The organism is Streptomyces sp. NPDC029151, from assembly GCF_055564315.1.
Genome location: NZ_JBVHWQ010000002.1, coordinates 579,559 through 596,881 on the forward strand (window position 1 = coordinate 579,559; position 17,323 = coordinate 596,881).

Consider the following 17,323-nt stretch of genomic DNA (forward strand, 5'->3'; position numbering starts at 1 on the left):
CACGGCGCGAAGAGCACCGAGTCCCAGCCGAACCGTGACCGGGCACACCCTCACCCAGCTCACCGACCCGCCCGAACGAACCGCCGTCCGCCCCGCCAAACCCCCGGCGTCCGGTCCCACGGCGCGAAGAGCACCGAGTCCCAGCCGAGCCGAGACCGGGCACACCCTCACCCAGCTCACCGACCCGCCCAAACGAACCGCCGCCCACCCCGCCAACCCCCCGGCGTCCGGTCCCACGGCGCGAAGAGCACCGAGTCCCAGCCGAACCGTGACCGGGCGCACCCTCACCCAGCTCACCGACCCGCCCGAACGAACCGCCCTCCGGCCCGCCAACCCCCCGGCGTCCGGTTCCGCAGCGCGAAGAGCACCGGACCCGAGCCGAGACCGGCCCCCGTACGCGACCGCGCACACGGCGGTGGCCGCCACCACGGACGGCCGGGGCCGCGCCGTTTCCCTGGGACCGGCGCCCGCGGCCGGCCCCGGGGCACGGCCTCAGCCGCGCAGCGCCCCCGACTCCTCCGGCACGCCGGACGCGACCACCCGGCCCGCCGACGGGGCCGTCCGCCCGCGGTCCACCGCGTAGGCCACGCCCGCCACGCCCAGGCCCAGGACCGCCAGGGCCGCTCCCGCGAGGGCGGGGGACGTCGTACCGAAGCCGGCCGCGAGGGCCAGGCCGCCGATCCAGGCGCCGCCGGCGTTGGCCAGGTTGAAGGCGGCCTGGTTGGCCGAGGAGGCGAGGGAGGGGGCCGCCGCGGCCTTCTCCATGACCATCAGCTGGAGCGGGGAGCCGGTCACGAACGCCGCCGTGCCCAGCAGGGTCACCGCCAGGGCCGCGCTCCACTCCGCCCGCATCAGCAGGGGGAACAGCAGGAGCACGGCCGCCAGGGACGCCAGGCCGCCGAAGAGGGTGGCCCGGAGCGAGTGGTCCGCCAGGCGGCCGCCCAGGAGGTTGCCGGCCGTGGCGCCGACGCCGAAGAGGGCCAGGAGCAGGGTCACGTTCGTCTCCGCGTAGCCCGCGGTGTCCGTCAGCATCGGCGTCACGTAGCTGTAGGCCGCGAAGAGCGCGCCGAAGCCCGCCACCGTCGTGCCGAGGGCCAGCCAGACCGGCAGGGACCGCAGGGCGGCCAGTTCGCCGCGCAGGCCGGTCGAGGCGGCCTCGTGCCTGCCGTCGTGCGGGATCAGGAGGGCGAGGGAGGCTATCGCCGCCACTCCGATGGCGCTCACCCCGAGGAAGGTGGCCCGCCAGCCCAGGTGCTGGCCCATCAGGGTGGCCACGGGCACGCCCGCGACGTTGGCGACGGTCAGGCCGAGGAACATCAGGGACACCGAGCGGGCCTTGCGCTCGGGCGGGACCATCCCCGTGGCGACGACCGCGCCCACGCCGAAGAAGGCGCCGTGCGGAAGGCCGCTGAGGAAGCGGGCGGCCAGCAGGGAGCCGTTGCCGGGGGCGAACGCCGACAGGGCGTTGCCGGCCACGAACAGGGCCATGAGGGAGATCAGGACCGTGCGGCGGGGCATGCGCGCGGTGAGCGCGGCCAGCAGGGGGGCGCCGATGACGACGCCGAGCGCGTACGCCGAGACCAGGTGGCCGGCGGCGGGGAGGGAGATGTCCAGGTCGTCCGCGACGTCGGGCAGGAGGCCCATCATCACGAACTCGGTGGTACCGATACCGAAGGCGCCGACGGCCAGTGCGAGCAGGGCCAGGGGCATGGAAGAGCCTGTGCCTTTCGAAGGGGGAGAGCGGGCTGAGCGGAGTTCCGTCGCGTGTAAGTTCAGTTCCGGAACAAAATCTCCCAGGCTCGGTATTCCAACCGGTTACGAGGACGTGTCGAGCGTCACACGCGCCGCCACCGGCAGGTGGTCGCTGTTCGTGCGCGGCAGCGTCCAGCTGCTCTCCGGCTCGGCCCCCCGGACCATGATCTGGTCGATGCGGGCCATCGGGAACGACGCCGGCCAGCTGAACCCGAAGCCGCTGCCCGCGGCACCCTGCGTGGAGCGCAGCTGGGAGGTGACCGCGTTGAGCGCGCGGTCGTTCATCGTGCCGTTGAGGTCGCCGAGGAGGACGACCCGCTTCAGCGGCTCGTCGGCGATGGCCTCGCCCAGCGCGTCGGCGCTCTTGTCCCGCTGCCGGGCGGTGAACCCGGCCTCCATCTTCACCCGCACCGAGGGCAGGTGGGCGACGTAGACCGCGATCGGGCCCCTGGGCGTGGCGAGCGTGGCGCGCATGGCCCGCTTCCAGCCGAGCTTGATGTCCACGGCCTCGACACCGGTCATCGGGTACTTGCTCCACAGGCCGACCGTGCCGACCACCGCGTGGTACTTGTACGTCGGCGCGAGTGCCTTCTCGTAGACCGGAACGGAGGAGGCGGGCAGTTCCTCCAGCGCCAGGACGTCGGCGCCGGAGGCGGCCACGTCCCGTGCGGTCGCGGCCGGGTCGGGGTTGTCGGCGTTGACGTTGTGGGTGGCCACCATGAGGTCGCCGCCGCTGCCCGCCCTGTCGGTCAGCAGCCCGCCGAAGAGGTTGAGCCAGACGACCGCCGGGAGGACGACCGCGGCCAGGGCGGTCGCGGACTTCCGGACGAGGGCGAGGACCAGCAGCACCGGGATGGCCAGGCCCAGCCAGGGCAGAAACGTCTCGGTGAGTGAGCCGAGGTTGCCCACCGCGTTGGGGATGTGGGCGTGCACCAGCATCACCAGCGCGAGCAGCAGGGCCAGAACGGCCAGGACGAGGCCGCGCCGCCAGATCCGTGGGTCGCTCCGCCAGCCGGAGAACAGGCGGTGCGCGAGGCGCCGAAGCCGGGATCCCGGTCGCTCGGGCCCCGAGCCGCCGCCCACCGTCTCCGTCATGTACGCCTGCTGCGCCATACCGTCTGCCTCACTGCCTGCCGTGCACACCGTTCGCCCCCGTGCTCTTCCGACCCTAGGGGATGATCGGCTCCGTTCCCGCCGTCCCATGACGGCCGTACGGAAGACGAGGACGAACGGGCCGGGGCGGGGAGTTCCGGTCAGCCCCCGCGGGGGCGGGGTCTGTGACGAAACGCGCACACGGGCGCTACGAGACTGTCGACCTGACGGGCCGTAGGCCGTCGAGGACCGCGTCGACGATCCGCTCCGCGAGGCCCTCGGGCAGGTCCGCCTCGGGGCGCATCACCGAGCGGACGAGCATGGGGCCGACGAACATGTCGTTGGCCAGGTCCAGGTCGACGTCCGCCCGGATCTCGCCGTTCTCCTGCCCGCGGCGCAGCACGTCCAGGGTGAGGACGCGCCGGGGCTCTATGACGCTCGCGTGGTACGCCGCCCACACCTTGGGGGCGGACTTCATCTGGGCGTACACGTTGTGCAGGATCGCCGAGGAGCGGCTGACGAGTCCGCGCTGGCGCAGGGCCTCCAGCAGCACCACGAGGTCGTCGCGCACGGAGGTGCCGGGGAGTTCGGGGTCGGGGGGTTCGGCGGCGCGTACGACGTCGACGAACAGTTCCTCCTTGCCGCTCCAGCGGCGGTAGATGGTGGCCTTGCCGACCCCGGCCGTGCGCGCGACCCGCTCGATGGACAGCTCGGCGAGGGGCACGCCCTCCTCCAGGAGCTTCATCACGCCTTCCAGGATGGCGTGTTCCACGGCTTCGCTGCGCGGGCGGCCCCGGGCGGGTCCGTCCGGGCGCGACCGCTGGTCGGCAAGGCTCACGTCGTTCCGTCCTCTCACTGTGCTGCGGGAATTGTCCCGCAGCGGCCTCCTTCCCCCGTGGAACCGCGCGCGGACCTCACTCCCCGGCGGCGACCAGTTCCGGCTCCTCCTCCCGCCGCTGACCGGCCGGCGGCCTGCCCGGCAGGAACAGGGCGGTCACCACGGCGCCGATCAGCGCGACGCCCGTACCGCACAGGGCGGTGACGTGCATGGCGTGCAGGAAGGCGTCGTGGGCGGGGGTGACGAGGGCCTCGCCGCGCGGGCCGAGCTTCTCGGCGACGCCGAGGGTGGCCTCGATGGACTCGCCGGCGGTGGCGCGCACGCCCGGCGGCAGCAGGCCGAGCTTGTCCTCGATGCCGTCGCGGTAGGAGGTGGCCAGCACCGAGCCGAGGACGGCGATGCCGAGGGCGCCGCCGACCTGGCGGAAGGTGTTGCTGAGCGCGGAGGCGGAGCCGGCCTTCTCGCGGGGCAGGGCCTGCATGATGACGACGGAGGTCGGCGTCATGATGTGCGCCATGCCGGCGCCCATGAGGAAGAAGACGACCTCCAGCAGCCAGATGGGCGTGTCGGCCTCGAAGGCGGCGAACGCGGCCAGGGTCGCGGCGATCAGCAGCAGGCCCCCGGTGGTGGTGGCCTTGTTGCCGAACCGGTCGACCACGAGCCGGGCGCGCGGCGCGAACACCAGCTGGGCGAGGGCGAGCGGCAGCATCAGCACGCCGGACTCCAGCGGGGAGTAGCCGCGCACGCTCTGGGTGTAGAAGACGCCGAAGAACGTGACGCCCATCAGCGCGAAGAAGACCAGCGCGATGGCGCTCATGGCGGCCGAGAAGACCTTGTTGCGGAAGTAGGTGACGTCGAGGGAGGGGTGGTCGCTGCGCTTCTCGAAGACGACGAAGGCGACCAGGACGGCGAGGCCGGCGAGGATGGTGGCCAGCACCTTGGCGTCGGTGAAGTCGGCGAGTTCGCCGCCCTTGATGATGCCGTAGACCAGCAGGACCAGGCCGACGACGGACAGGACCACGCCGACGGGGTCGAGGCGGCCGGGCTTCGGGTCGCGGGAGTCGGGCACCAGCCAGGTCATCAGGACCAGGGCGACGATCACGATGGGCACGTTGACGAAGAAGACCGAGCCCCACCAGAAGTGGTCGAGCAGCGCGCCGCCGGTGATCGGGCCGATGGCGATGGCGAGGCCGACGCCTCCGGCCCAGATGCCGATGGCCTTGGGCTGTTCCTCGCGTTCGAAGACGTTCATGAGGACGGCGAGCGTGGCCGGCATCACGAAGGCGGCACCGAGGGCCATCAGGGCGCGGTAGGCGATCAGCTGGCCGGGCGAGCCGGACTCGGCGGCGAGGGCGGAGCCGATGCCGAAGACGGCGATGCCGCCGAGCAGCACCTTCTTGCGGCCGATCCGGTCGCCGACGAGTCCGGCGGTGAACAGCAGGCCGGCGAAGACGAGGGTGTAGGCGTTGATCGCCCACTCGATCTCGCTCTGGGTGGCGCCGAGGCCGGTCGGCGCGGGGGTCGCGATGGTCTTGATCGCGACGTTCAGGATCGAGTTGTCGAGCACGACGATGAGCAGGCTCAGCATCAGCACGCCGAGGATCGCCCAGCGGCGCCGGTGGACCGCTTCCGGTATTCGGGAGGCAGGGACGGGACTTGTCATGGGTTCGAGCCTACGATCATTTCGATACGGAACCGTCTCGTATCTTAATTCTTTACCGAGACCTTACTCGCGAGGGGCTTACGCACCCCCCGGCTCGCCCGGGTTCCCGTCCTGGGCGGGGGATCACAGGGGGGTACCCCTGGCCCCCGATGGCACGAGGTGCCACCATGGAGTCGATCCGGGGACGCCGTAAGGGCGCTTCGAGATGACTGAAGGAGCCGTTGCCATGACGCAGCTTTCGGCTGCCCAGAACACACCTTCCGACGGCAGCAAGGCGCTGTACGGGAGCCTCTACGGAGGAAAGGGCACCCGCCGCATCACCGTCCGCGACATCGCCCTCGCCAAGGAGCGGGGCGAGAAGTGGCCCATGCTCACCGCCTACGACGCGATGACCGCCTCCGTCTTCGACGAGGCCGGGATCCCCGTGATCCTGGTCGGCGACTCCGCGGGCAACTGCCACCTCGGGTACGAGACCACCGTGCCCGTCACCCTCGACGAGATGACCATGCTGTCCGCCGCCGTCGTACGCGGCACGCAGCGCGCCCTGATCGTCGGCGACCTCCCCTTCGGCTCCTACCAGGAGGGCCCGGTGCAGGCGCTGCGCTCGGCGACCCGGCTGGTGAAGGAGGCCGGGGTCGGCGCGGTCAAGCTGGAGGGCGGCGAGCGGTCGCACGAACAGATCCGGCTGCTGGTGGAGTCCGGCATCCCGGTCATGGCCCACATCGGGCTGACCCCGCAGTCCGTCAACGCGATGGGCTACCGCGTGCAGGGGCGGGGCGAGGAGGCGGCGCAGCAGCTGCTGCGGGACGCCAAGGCCGTGCAGGACGCGGGCGCGTTCGCGGTGGTGCTGGAGCTGGTGCCGGCGGAGCTCGCGGCCGAGGTGACGCGCGTGCTGCACATCCCGACGGTCGGCATCGGCGCCGGACCGGAGACGGACGCGCAGGTGCTCGTCTGGACCGACATGCTGGGCCTGACGTCCGGCCGGGTGCCGAAGTTCGTGAAGAAGTACGCGAACCTCCGTGAGGTCATGGGCGACGCGGCGAAGGCGTTCGCGGAGGACGTCGTCGGCGGAACGTTCCCGCTGGAGGAGCACTCCGTCCACTGAGCCACTGCGGCACCACAGGCCGGCCCGCCGATCATCCCCCGTCGGCGGGCCGGCCGGTTTCCGCGCCTGGCGGTTACAAGGGGTGTGCACGTTCGTCTTCCCGGACCGCCCGGCAGCGGCCGGCGCGGTTCGCGCCGTGACCGCCGATCGCGCCACCCAGCCCCCGCGCACCGACCGTCTCCGGCAGGCGAGGCGTCGTCCCCGTCCTGCTCGTCCCGGCCACCACCGAGCCTGCCGCGACCAAAGGCGAGGTGCCCGCCGCACTGGGTGCGCTCGCACAGCGGCCGACAGCCGGCCCGTACGTGCCTGGCCCGGGCTGCGCCCGAACACGCGCCGCGCGATCCGCCAGGCGCTGTGACGGGTGACCGACCGCGCTGGGCGGGCACACGTCGTCAGCGAGGCCCGGGCCGGCGTTCGTACACGGTCACCCTGCGGCCGCGACGTTGTTCATCGGCCATCGGTGTGAAGTACTTGCGCAGAACGGCGATCTTCATTCTGTCGCGCGCGGCCGTCAGCGGGCGGGCCACCCCGGATGAGTCCGAGACCAGGAGGACTCGGTGTTCGGCCAGGATCGCGATACGTATGCGCCCCGGGGCCGCCTCCACGCCTTTCAGGGTGCCGGACTCCTCCGGGGTCTCCGCGAGCGCTATGTCCCGGAGCCCTGCGAAGGCGTTCGGCGAGACGGACTCAGTGTCCCTGCGGGCCGAGGGGATGAAGAGCACTGCATCCCCCCTGTGCTTCAAGTGCCGTACGTCCGAGGCGACCGCGAGGACATCGTCCACCCTGCTCGCCGGGGATCTCTTGGCCAGTGACTGTGGCAGCAGGGCCGGCACCGCCACGGCGAGCACCGCGGGAAGGATCCACCTCGACGTCTTCGGGAAGCGGGGCTTGGCCGCCTGTACCGCCGAGCCGACGGCCGTACCGATCAGCAGTGCCAGGCCCAGCATGCTGTAGAGGACGTAGCGGTCCAGGAACACCGGCTGGACCAGGGACAGCAGGACGAGGCCGAGTTGCGGCACCGCCAGCAGCGGCAGTCCCACGGCCGCCGCCGACAACCGGGCCGTCCGCGGCCGGTCCAGCAGCGCGCCGGCACCACCGATCGCCAGCAGGACCCCTGGACCGATCAGCATGTGCCCGGACAGCGGCGGGATCCAGGACAACTGCGCGGACTGGCTCCGGCTGAACACGATCAACGGCAGTACACCCGCGGTGGCGCACCCGGCCGCGACCGCCCAACGAGTCAGGACCGCGCGCTCGGCCCGGACCCAGAGCAAGGTGGCCAATTGCGCCGCGAGGATCATGAGTGAGAGCCAGTTCAGGAGGCCCGTGAGGAGAACGACGGCGCCATGGGCGACCCAGTGACTCGTCCCGACCGGCCGTTCCAGGGCGGTCACGAGGAGCAGGGTGGAGATCCCGGCGCCGGCCGCCACCAGCGCGTACGAGCGGCCCTCCTGGAGATAGAACTGCACGGCCGGCAGCAGCGCGAAAGCCATTCCGCCGGCCAGACCCGCCCAGGCACCGGACAGGCGGCGGCCGATGACGGCCACGCAGGCCGCCGCCACCGCCATTGCCATCACCGAGGGCAGCCGCAGGGTCGTGGTACTGGGGCCGAAGCACTCGAACAGCAGGTGCATGAGCAGGTAGTAGAGCCCATGGACCACGTCCACGTTCGCCAGCATGTGCCATATCTCCGCCGTGGAGCGTCGGGCCACCTGCCAGGTCGCGGCCTCGTCCCGCCACACACTGTGCTGCCGCGACAACCCCCACAGGCCGAAGGCTAACGTCCACAGCGCCGGCAGCAACCACACGAGACCGGCGTGATACGGGGGAGTCAGCGCCGCAGGTGGTTTCCGGGACAGCGGAAAGCGGAACGCCGTCTCTAATTTTCGGCCGGTCGGCATGAGGAAGGACTCCCGGGGCGGTGTCGATGAGAACCGGCCGTCAGAGGTCACCTGACGGCCGTCGCCCGCAGCACCCTAGCGAAATGCAACGGCCCGCGCGGCAACGCCCCCGATCCCGCCGTCACTACACCCCGAGAGATCACGCCACTGTCTCAATTCCTCTGCCCTCATTCGCGCCAACTCACCTGACAAGCGATGGCGTTTCGGCCATCTGTCCACCGATCGGCGATAAAACGGTTGCATCGCGATCATCCCGTGGTCAAAGCTTTTGAACTGTTCACGGAAAGCCCACAGGAAACTCCAGTGAGAGGTGGATCTCATGCACAGGAGAAACGTGGTCAAGGCCGCCGTTGCATCTGCAGCCCTCATTTTCGCTGCGGCAACCCCCGCGATCGCCACCACCATCGACGTTGCCGGCGGTAAGTGGAGTTACGACGAGGGCGCCAACACGGCTTGGTCTAACTTCAAGCACCCGAAAAACTGGCACGCGTCGTCGGTGAAGATCGGGAGTCAGACCTTCAAGAGCGGCTGCACGACCAAGGGTGAATGGTCTCTCGCCTCGGGCACGAAGAACGGCGGCAGCATTTCTTACTATTACGACCCCAGCTGCTGACCGGCCAGCTGCGGGGGCGGGCGCTCCCCGCCCCCGCAGCTGTTCTCCCATGAGTTTGAACTGGATCGATATCAGATGCTGCATCGAGGGGCAAGAGTCGTCCACGTCGCGGTGCTGGCCTTCGCCGCAGCGCTGGCCTTTCTTTTCGTACGCGGTCTCGACGAGACCGGAGTGCTGGGAAACTCGGCACTGGTCGAAATCATCGACTCCGACGGGTCGAAGAACGGAACCCAAGTCGTCGAGGCCGTCAAGGCTTTCTCGTCCGATCACAAAGTCGGGATAGCCCGTGAGATACCTGATCTAAAGAATCCCGACGGGCTCCGGCATCTGTATCTGGCTCCGGGCGGCGACACTTCCGTGACGGCGGGATGGTTGGACCGCGGATATCCAGAATTCAGCAGGAACTACGCGACACGCGTGCACCCGATATCCGAGGCGGGGCCATACGATCCCCGCGGCTCGTACTACGTCTTCGGGCCACCCGAGGCAGTCGACGCGCTGGTGGCCGAACTCGGTGGTCTTGGTCTCACCACCAGCGTGACCCACCCGTTGTCCTACTCTGAATTGACCGAGCAGCACTCAGACGACCCGCTGTTCCAAGCCTTCTGCGTGGTCGCCCTCGCGGCCGTGACGATGACCGGCGCGAGCGTGCTCCTCAACGCCAAGGGATATGGCGTTCTCCGCATGCAGGGCATGTCCCTGATCGGCATTTTCCTGCGTGACCTACGACAACTGGCCGTCTTCTGGATCGCCGCGGCCGGCACTGTGGCGGTGCTGACAGCCGCCTTCCTCGGCTTCTACAACGGCTTCGCCTGGCTCGGACTGTTCGCCGAGGTGGCCACGGCGGCCGCCGTCGTCCTGGTCGCCCTTGTACTCGCGGCCCACCTGGGCATGCTCGCCCTGACCTACAGGGTGGACGTACTGCAGGCCCTCAAAGGCGCGTTGCCCGCACGAGCCGCATCCATCAGCGTCTACCTCGTGCGCATTCCCGCGCTGCTGCTCGCGCTCGGTATCGCGACGAACGTCACCGTCGCGGGCCGGGGCGTGGTGATGCGCCTGGAGAACCAAGAGGTCTACGAGACGGTGGGCGACGCGGTCTCGATCCGGCTCAGTGGCGCCTTCGCCATGCACACGGAGCAACTGGACGAGCATGTGGGACCGTGGCTGCGCCAGGCCGACCAGCGCGGGGAGGTCGTCCTCGCCGGCCGGAAGGACCTCCAGATATCCGCTCCCGGTGCCCATCTGCCATCCGGCGAATTCCTCGTCGTCAACGACACTTACCTTGCCGAGCGGCCCGTACGGGATCCAGCAGGGTTGCGCTTTACCTCTCAGGCCGAGCGCGGCAAGGCCCCGGACACACGTCCGGTGCGCGTGATCATCCCCGAGTCTCTTTCTTCTCATGCAGCGGTGATCACGAAGGCGGCGTCAGAAATCATCGACCCGCATCAAGATCGCCATATCCCATTCAAGGCGTTGAAAAGCAGATCGGGACAGCGCCTCTTCGGGTACAACAGCGGCGCCTACGTCTACAACTCGGCACACGGTCCCGACGAGGACAGGTCCATGCTGCTCGATCCGGTGATCATCGCCGTACCCAATGGTTCACGATTCCTCACCGATGACGCCTACACCACCTACGCCACTCAGGCGGGAGTAGTCTTCCCGGATCCGAATGACGCGCTGAACGGCATCAAGACGAACGGGCTGCAGAGCTACATCAGCGGGATGAGCCCCGTCGGCCAGAAAACCGCCTTGGATCTCAGAAAATCCGTCAGCGAGCTACGGCTGCAGGTGTTCAACCTTGTCGTTGCCGTCACTATTCTCATCGTCGCCGGTGTGGGCGTTTGCCTCATCTACGCCCGCAAGAACGCGCAGAAGATTTTCGCACGACACATCAGCGGCTGGCGGTATGTCGCCACGCATCGCTTCATCCTCGCCGTCGAATTGGCTATCGGGGCAATCTTTGCCACCCGGATTCCATTCGAGACGTGGCAGCAGGAACAGCATCTGAAGGAACTTGCGGCCGCCGGTGCCCCCGCTCCTTTTCAGCCGACTCACCTCACCGCGCTGGACGTCGGTCTCATCACCGCTTTGGTCGCGGTCGAATTTGGAGCGGTGCTGCTGGCTCTCGGGTTCTTCCATCGTCGGATAGTGAAGGAAGGGGCGACTGCGGCATGAACCCTACCGGTGCAGGGATTTCCTCCACCAACCCTGAGAACATTGTGGTCGAGGTCGAGAGCCTGTCCAAAGTGTTCGAGCACCGAGTTCTCTGGCGCGATGTCGACTTCACTGTGCGCCAGGGTGAGATGCTCGCGCTCGTCGGCCCCAGCGGGTCAGGCAAATCCACCCTCCTCAACTGCCTCGGACTGCTCGACAAACCGACGACCGGGACGATTCGATACCAGGGAAAGGACATCACGCGCCTCGGCAGGAAAGAGACCCGCCGGTTCCGACGGGCCAGCCTCGGCTACCTGTTCCAGCACTACGCCCTGATCGAGAACGCGACCGTCGACGAGAATCTGGAAGTGGCCGTCAAACCACGGCGGACGAGACAGGGCAGCGGCGGACCGGGCATCGCCGAGGCTTTGGACCGCGTGGGCCTCGCGGGCCGGGGAGGAACACGGATTCACCAACTGAGCGGCGGCGAACAGCAGCGTGTGGCCCTGGCCCGGCTCCTCGTCCAGCAGCCGACGCTGGTCCTGGCGGACGAACCCACGGGCGCCCTCGACGACGCCAACACCACGGCCGTCATCGACATCCTCCGCGAACTGAACCGCGCCGGATGCGCCGTGGTGCTCGCCACTCACGACGCCACCGTCCGGGACCGCTGCGACGCGGTCTTCGCCGTACACAAGTCGTCGTTCACGGAGCCTTCGCCGCGGCAACCGGTCAGTCCGGACCCGACCCCGGCGGGCCGCTGACCCGCTGGCGGGCCACGCCGGCGGTGATCAGCCGGTCAAGGGGCGCGGTGGACGCGGGGCTCGCAGCAGATGCCGAGCCCACGGAAGCCGGACCGCCATGCGCGGGGACGTGGAGGCCGGTGTCGGCGGTCCGTCGGGCCATGTCGGCCGGTGTCGGGCGGGTGTCGGTGGTTTGTCGGTGGGGCCTGGCATTGTCGTCGGCATGACACGCATCGACGACAACCCCGCCGGCGGGCGTTCCGCCGTGACCGTACGGGGACTGGTCAAGCACTACGGCGAGACCAAGGCACTGGACGGTGTCGACCTGGACGTGCGCGAGGGCACCGTGATGGGTGTGCTCGGGCCGAACGGCGCCGGCAAGACCACCCTCGTACGGATCCTGTCCACCCTGATCACCCCCGACGCCGGGCAGGCCGTCGTGGCCGGCTACGACGTCGTCCGCCAGCCCCGTCAGCTGCGCCGGGTGATCGGGCTGACCGGCCAGTACGCCTCGGTGGACGAGAAGCTCCCGGGCTGGGAGAACCTGTACCTGATCGGCCGGCTGCTGGACCTGTCCCGCAAGGACGCCCGGGCCCGCGCCGACGAGCTGCTGGAGCGGTTCTCGCTGACGGAGGCCGCCCGGCGCCCGGCCGGCACGTACTCCGGCGGTATGCGCAGGCGACTGGACCTGGCCGCCTCCATGATCGGCCGGCCCGCCGTGCTGTACCTGGACGAGCCGACCACCGGGCTCGACCCCCGCACCCGCAACGAGGTGTGGGACGAGGTGAAGGCGATGGTCGGCGACGGCGTCACCGTTCTGCTCACCACCCAGTACATGGAGGAGGCCGAGCAGCTCGCCTCCGAGCTGACCGTGGTGGACCGGGGCAAGGTCATCGCGAACGGCGGCATCGAGGAGCTGAAGGCCCGCGTCGGAGGACGCACCCTGCGCGTGCGGCCGGTCGACCCGCAGGAGCTGCGCCCGCTCGCGGCGATGCTGGACGACCTGGGCATCACCGGGCTCGCGGCCACCACCGTCGACGCCGAGACCGGCACCCTGCTGGTGCCGATCCTGAGCGACGAGCAGCTGACCGCCGTGGTCGGCGCGGTCACCGCCCGCGGCATCACGCTCTCCTCCATCACCACCGAACTGCCCAGCCTGGACGAGGTGTTCCTGTCCCTCACCGGCCACCGCGCCAGTGCCCCGCAGGACACCGTGCCCGCCGACGACCGCCAGGAGGTCGCCGTATGAGTTCCGCCACCCTCTCCCCCGCCGCCGCGAAGGCCGACACCCCGATACCGCTGCGGGCCCATCTGCGGCACACCGGCGCGCTGATCCGCCGCAACCTGCTGTGGATCCGGCAGGACCCGGAGTCGATGTTCGACGCCATCCTGTTCCCGGTCATCTTCACGCTGCTGTTCGTGTACGTCTTCGGCGGCTCCATCGGGCAGTCGCTGGGCGGCGGCCAGGAGCGGTACGTCCAGTACGTCATCCCGGGGCTGATGGCCATGATGGGCATGAACATGGCCCAGGGCGTGGGCACGGGCTTCAACCAGGACTTCAACTCCGGTGTCATGGACCGCTTCCGGTCCCTGCCGATCGGCCGCGGCTCGGTGCTCTTCGCGAAGATCGCGGTGGAGCTGATGCGGATGCTCTTCGCGACCGCGGTGCTGATGGTGGTCGCCGTGCTGGTGGGCTACGACATCAAGGACTGGGTGGGGTTGCTGGCCTCGGTCGGGCTGTCCGTGCTGTTCGGCTCGGCGCTGATGTGGGTGTTCCTGACCCTCGGCGTGGTGATGAAGAACGCCCAGTCGGTGCAGGCGATGGGCTTCCTGGTGCTGATGCCGCTGCAGTTCGGTTCGTCGATCTTCGCACCGACCGCGTCGATGCCCGGCTGGCTGCAGTCGTTCACCGACTACAACCCGCTCTCCGCGCTGGCCGACACCGCGCGCGGCCTGATGGAGGGCGGCCCGGTCGCACACGACCTGTGGGTGACGGTGATCTGGTCGGTCGGTCTGACCGCCGTCATGGCGCCGGTCGCGATCCACAAGTTCCGCACCAAGAGCTGACGGCACCGGGAAGCCGTCGGCGTGAGCGAGCCGGTGCTCTCCGGCATTCAGACCAGGGCGGTGGCCTCCGCGAGGGAGAGGCCACCGCCCTCGGCGTACGCGGCCTCGTACGACCGCGCGTCCAGGACCTGGCGGATGCGGGCCTCGGCCAGCTCGCGGCTGCGCCGCTCCACGCCGGTGACCACGTGCCCGGGCGGCAGCAGTGCGCCGGCGGCGCCCAGGCAGCGGGCGGCGTCGGTGGCGCGGCCGCCGCCGTCGGCGCGGGCGAGGGCCATCGCGGCGACGGTCAGGCCGATGGAGTGCAGATGGGGGGTGACGGCCGAGGTCAGCGGGTCGGCGGCGAGGCCGAGGGCCTTGCGGGTCCGTTCCAGGGCGTCCTCGGTGCGGTCGTCCACGGCGTCCAGCCAGGCCTCCTCGCAGACGATGATGGCGTCGAAGACGATGAAGTGGGCGATCGCGATCTCCTCGCGCAGCAGCCGGAGTTGTTCGCGTGCCTCCGTCGTGCGGTCGGTCAGGCCGAGCCAGGCGGCGAGGAAGAGCCGGGCGGCGGGCATCGCCTCGCTGTGGGTGCCGTCCTGGCCGGCGATGACCTCGCGGATCATCCGCTCGCCGCGCTCGGTCTCGCCGGCCTCCATGAGCACGTTGCCGAGGCGGGCCTGGAGCACGGCGACCTGGGCGCGGGCGCCGAGGCGTTCGGCGTGCTCGATGGCGGCCCGGTAGTCGGCGGCGGCGTCCCGGTGGGCGCCCTTGCGTTCGTGGGCCTCGCCGCGGGCGGACAGGGCCTCGGTGGCACCCCAGGCGTCGCCGAGGCGGCGGTAGATCTCCAGGGACTCGTCGGCGTCGCGGGTGGCGTCACCGGCCCAGGCGGTGCGGTTGGCGAGGAAGTTGGCGCGCAGCTGGAGGGCGCCGGCCAGCTCCCACTCGTAGCCCGGAGTGTCCCGGCAGGTGCGCACGGCGGCGTCCACGATGGTGCGCAGCCGCTCCGCGCCGCCGGTCAGCAGCTCGGCGAAGAACCACAGCATGCCCGGCGCCCGGCAGGTCTGCGGCAGGCCGGGCTCGTAGACCTGGGCGACCACGCGCAGCTTGGCCTGGGCGTGGGGGGTCTGCCAGGCGTCGATCTCGGTGTCCATGCAGGCCAGGTGGGCCAGGTGGACGCCGCGCCGGGCCTCGGCGAGGATCTCGCCGGTGTACGGGGGCGGGGCGTCGGTGCAGCGCTGCCAGACGGGGGCGGCGCGGCGGACCGGTTCGGCGAACGGGTCGGGGCCGAGCGCCATGGCCTCCCGGCACCAGGCGCGGGTCTCGATGCGCTGGTCGCGCATCTGCCAGAACCAGAGCAGCGACAGCACCAGGCACAGGGCCTCCTGCTCGTCGCGTTCGGCGACGGCGTACCGGAAGGCGGTGCGCAGGTTCTCGTACTCCAGCTGGAACCGGTCGATGGCGGCGCGCTGTTCGGGGCCGCGCAGCAGCGGTTCGGTGGCGCGGGCGAGTTCGCGGTAGTGGATCAGGTGGGCGCGCGCGGCCTCGCCGCGGCGGCCGGTCTCGGCGAGGCGTTCGGCGGCGTACTCGGCGACGGTCTCCAGCAGCCGGTAGCGCATGCCGCCGTCGGCCGCGGGGGCGGCCACCACCAGGGACTTGTCGACCAGGGAGCCGACGGCGTCGAGGGCGGCCGGGCCGCACACGGCCTCGGCGGCGGCCAGGTCGCAGCCGCCGGCGAAGACGGACAGCCGGGCGAGGACGTCGCGTTCGCCGGCGTCCAGCAGGTCCCAGGACCAGTCCACGACGGCCCTGAGGGTCTGCTGGCGGGGCAGCAGGGTGCGGCTGCCGGAGGTGAGCAGCCGGAACCGGTCGTCCAGCCGGTCCGCTATCTGGCGGGGTGTGAGCATGCGCAGCCGGGCCGCCGCCAGCTCGATCGCGAGGGGCAGGCCGTCCAGGCGGCGGCAGATCTCGGCGCACGCCGCCGGGTCGTCGTCGGGGCGGAAGCCGGGGCGGGCCGCCGCGCCCCGGTCGGCGAGCAGCCGCAGCGCGACCGGTTCGGGCAGCGGCTCCACGGGCCGCAGCAGCTCCCCCGGCACGCCGAGGGGTTCGCGGCTGGTGGCGAGGACGGTCAGCTCGGGGCAGCGGGCCAGCAGCCGCTCGGTGAGCCGGGCGGCCGCGTCGACGACGTGCTCGCAGTTGTCGAGGATGATCAGCATGCGGCGCCGGGCGCAGTGCTCCACGAGCCGTTCGACGGGGTCGCCGTGCCGTTCGGAGACCGCGCGCATGCCGTCCACGCCGGCGCCGTGCAGCACCGTCTCGCGGGCGCCGATCGCGGTGAGCACGGCCTGCGGTACGGCGTCGGGGTCGTCCACGGGGGCCAGCTCGGCGAGCCAGACGCCGTCCCTGAGGGCGGGCCGTACCGCCTCGGCGGCCTCCAGGGACAGCCGGGTCTTCCCCGCGCCGCCGGGTCCGATGAGGGTGACCAGGCGGGCCGCGCCGAGGTCGGCGCCGATGGCCCGGATGTCGCTCTCCCGGCCGACGAAGGAGGTGAGCCGGGCGGGCAGGTTGCCCGGGCGGGCCGCGGGCCGGCTCGGGGCGGGACGGCTGGGCGGGGGTTCCTCGCCGAGCAGCTCGGCGTGCAGGGCGCGCAGGTCGGGGCCGGGGTCGGAGCCGAGCCGGTCCGCGAGCAGGTGGCGTACGTCCTCGTAGGCGGCGAGGGCCTGGGCGGGGCGGCCGGCGTCCCGCAGGGCGCGCAGCCGCAGCGCCTGGAGCTGTTCGTCCAGGGGGTGGCTGTCGCACAGGGCGGTCAGTTCGGGCAGCGCCTGCTCGGCCCGGCCGAGGGCGAGGGCGGCGGTGTGCCGGGCGCGCTGGGCGTCGAGCCGGCGGGTCTCCCAGCGGGCGGCCTCGGCGGTGCGGTCGGGCAGGTCGGCGAGGGCGGGTCCGTGCCACAGGGCGAGGGCGTCGTCGAGGACGGCGGCGGCCTTGGCGGGGTCGCCGTCGGCCAGGGCGGCGATGCCGTCGCCGGTGAGCCGGTCGAAGCGGGAGAGGTCCACGTCGTCGGGGGCGGCGGTGAGCCGGTAGCCGCCGTCGGCGGAGGCGACGGCGTCGGCGCCGAGGGCTCGCCGGAGCCGGCCGACGAGCGCCTGGAGGGCACCGGCGGCGTCCGCGGGCGGGTCGGCGCCCCACACCTCGTCCACCAGCACGGGCGCGGGCACGGTCCGCCCGGCCCGCAGCGCGAGCACGCTCAGCAGAGCACGCAGCCGCGCCCCGCCGACCGGGACGGCCGTACCGTCGGGACGGATTGCCTGGGTGGTGCCGAGCAGCCGATAACGCACGGGCCCATTGTCCCCGGAGCGATCAGCCCCAGTCACCGGGCTCACCCGGCGCGGCGCGGGGGCCGCACGGGGGGCCGGGAG

12 protein-coding genes are annotated in these 17,323 nt (G+C 71.2%); 6 read left to right on the top strand and 6 right to left on the bottom strand.

Annotated features, from left to right (window positions below; translation table 11 throughout):
- Positions 1–492 precede the first annotated feature (492 nt).
- The 4 genes from ACZ4VF_RS10370 to ACZ4VF_RS10385 all read right to left on the bottom strand — a co-directional run bounded on the left by ACZ4VF_RS10370 (position 493) and on the right by ACZ4VF_RS10385 (position 5,345).
- The gene (locus tag ACZ4VF_RS10370) at positions 493–1,710 is read right to left on the bottom strand and encodes an MFS transporter (protein ID WP_467924683.1); all 1,218 of its coding nucleotides are present in this window, start codon (positions 1,708–1,710) and stop codon (positions 493–495) included.
- 105 nt (positions 1,711–1,815) lie between these two features.
- Entirely contained in the window at positions 1,816–2,865 is a 1,050-nt protein-coding gene (locus ACZ4VF_RS10375) for an endonuclease/exonuclease/phosphatase family protein (RefSeq protein ID WP_467924685.1), read from the bottom strand.
- Between the two features lie 187 nt (positions 2,866–3,052).
- The gene (locus ACZ4VF_RS10380) at positions 3,053–3,682 is read right to left on the bottom strand and encodes a TetR/AcrR family transcriptional regulator (RefSeq protein WP_467924687.1); all 630 of its coding nucleotides are present in this window, start codon (positions 3,680–3,682) and stop codon (positions 3,053–3,055) included.
- A gap of 76 nt (positions 3,683–3,758) precedes the next feature.
- Entirely contained in the window at positions 3,759–5,345 is a 1,587-nt protein-coding gene (locus ACZ4VF_RS10385) for an MFS transporter (protein WP_467924689.1), read from the bottom strand.
- Positions 5,346–5,571: 226 nt separating this feature from the next.
- On the opposite strand from ACZ4VF_RS10385, the gene panB reads away from it, so the two are divergent.
- Positions 5,572–6,450: a 3-methyl-2-oxobutanoate hydroxymethyltransferase gene (gene panB / locus ACZ4VF_RS10390; protein ID WP_467924691.1), complete on the top strand. Its 879-nt coding sequence runs from the start codon at positions 5,572–5,574 to the stop codon at positions 6,448–6,450.
- Between the two features lie 392 nt (positions 6,451–6,842).
- Here the strand turns inward: panB and ACZ4VF_RS10395 are convergent, their stop codons facing one another.
- A complete protein-coding gene (locus tag ACZ4VF_RS10395; RefSeq protein ID WP_467924693.1) occupies positions 6,843–8,258 on the bottom strand; it encodes a glycosyltransferase family 39 protein in 1,416 nt (471 codons plus the stop codon).
- A gap of 427 nt (positions 8,259–8,685) precedes the next feature.
- Between ACZ4VF_RS10395 and ACZ4VF_RS10400 the strand changes: the two genes are divergently transcribed.
- The 5 genes from ACZ4VF_RS10400 to ACZ4VF_RS10420 all read left to right on the top strand — a co-directional run bounded on the left by ACZ4VF_RS10400 (position 8,686) and on the right by ACZ4VF_RS10420 (position 13,931).
- Positions 8,686–8,964 carry a lactococcin 972 family bacteriocin gene (locus ACZ4VF_RS10400; protein WP_467924695.1) on the top strand — a complete coding sequence of 93 codons (279 nt, stop codon included), beginning with the start codon at positions 8,686–8,688 and terminating at the stop codon, positions 8,962–8,964.
- A 111-nt stretch (positions 8,965–9,075) separates the two neighbouring features.
- On the top strand, positions 9,076–11,142 hold the full coding sequence (locus ACZ4VF_RS10405) for a hypothetical protein (protein WP_467924697.1): 2,067 nt from the start codon (positions 9,076–9,078) through the stop codon (positions 11,140–11,142).
- On the top strand, positions 11,139–11,885 hold the full coding sequence (locus ACZ4VF_RS10410; protein WP_467924699.1) for an ABC transporter ATP-binding protein: 747 nt from the start codon (positions 11,139–11,141) through the stop codon (positions 11,883–11,885). Before ACZ4VF_RS10405 ends, ACZ4VF_RS10410 begins: the two co-directional genes overlap by 4 nt.
- 202 nt (positions 11,886–12,087) lie before the next feature.
- Positions 12,088–13,113 (top strand): ATP-binding cassette domain-containing protein, encoded by a 1,026-nt coding sequence (locus ACZ4VF_RS10415; RefSeq protein ID WP_467924701.1) that lies wholly within the window; start codon positions 12,088–12,090, stop codon positions 13,111–13,113.
- The gene (locus ACZ4VF_RS10420) at positions 13,110–13,931 is read left to right on the top strand and encodes an ABC transporter permease (RefSeq protein WP_467924703.1); all 822 of its coding nucleotides are present in this window, start codon (positions 13,110–13,112) and stop codon (positions 13,929–13,931) included. Before ACZ4VF_RS10415 ends, ACZ4VF_RS10420 begins: the two co-directional genes overlap by 4 nt.
- Positions 13,932–13,978: 47 nt before the next feature.
- Here ACZ4VF_RS10420 and ACZ4VF_RS10425 read toward each other — a convergent pair whose 3' ends face one another.
- Positions 13,979–17,242, bottom strand: a complete 3,264-nt coding sequence (locus ACZ4VF_RS10425) for a BTAD domain-containing putative transcriptional regulator (protein WP_467924705.1) — start codon at positions 17,240–17,242, stop codon at positions 13,979–13,981.
- Positions 17,243–17,323: the final 81 nt, after the last annotated feature.

Coding starts and splice junctions, on each gene's coding strand:
- ACZ4VF_RS10370 (WP_467924683.1), bottom strand. CDS start 1,710: ATGCCCCTGGCCCTGCTCGCACTGGCCGTCGGCGCCTTCGGTATCGGT.
- ACZ4VF_RS10415 (WP_467924701.1), top strand. CDS start 12,088: ATGACACGCATCGACGACAACCCCGCCGGCGGGCGTTCCGCCGTGACC.
- ACZ4VF_RS10410 (WP_467924699.1), top strand. CDS start 11,139: ATGAACCCTACCGGTGCAGGGATTTCCTCCACCAACCCTGAGAACATT.
- ACZ4VF_RS10375 (WP_467924685.1), bottom strand. CDS start 2,865: ATGGCGCAGCAGGCGTACATGACGGAGACGGTGGGCGGCGGCTCGGGG.
- ACZ4VF_RS10385 (WP_467924689.1), bottom strand. CDS start 5,345: ATGACAAGTCCCGTCCCTGCCTCCCGAATACCGGAAGCGGTCCACCGG.
- panB (WP_467924691.1), top strand. CDS start 5,572: ATGACGCAGCTTTCGGCTGCCCAGAACACACCTTCCGACGGCAGCAAG.
- ACZ4VF_RS10420 (WP_467924703.1), top strand. CDS start 13,110: ATGAGTTCCGCCACCCTCTCCCCCGCCGCCGCGAAGGCCGACACCCCG.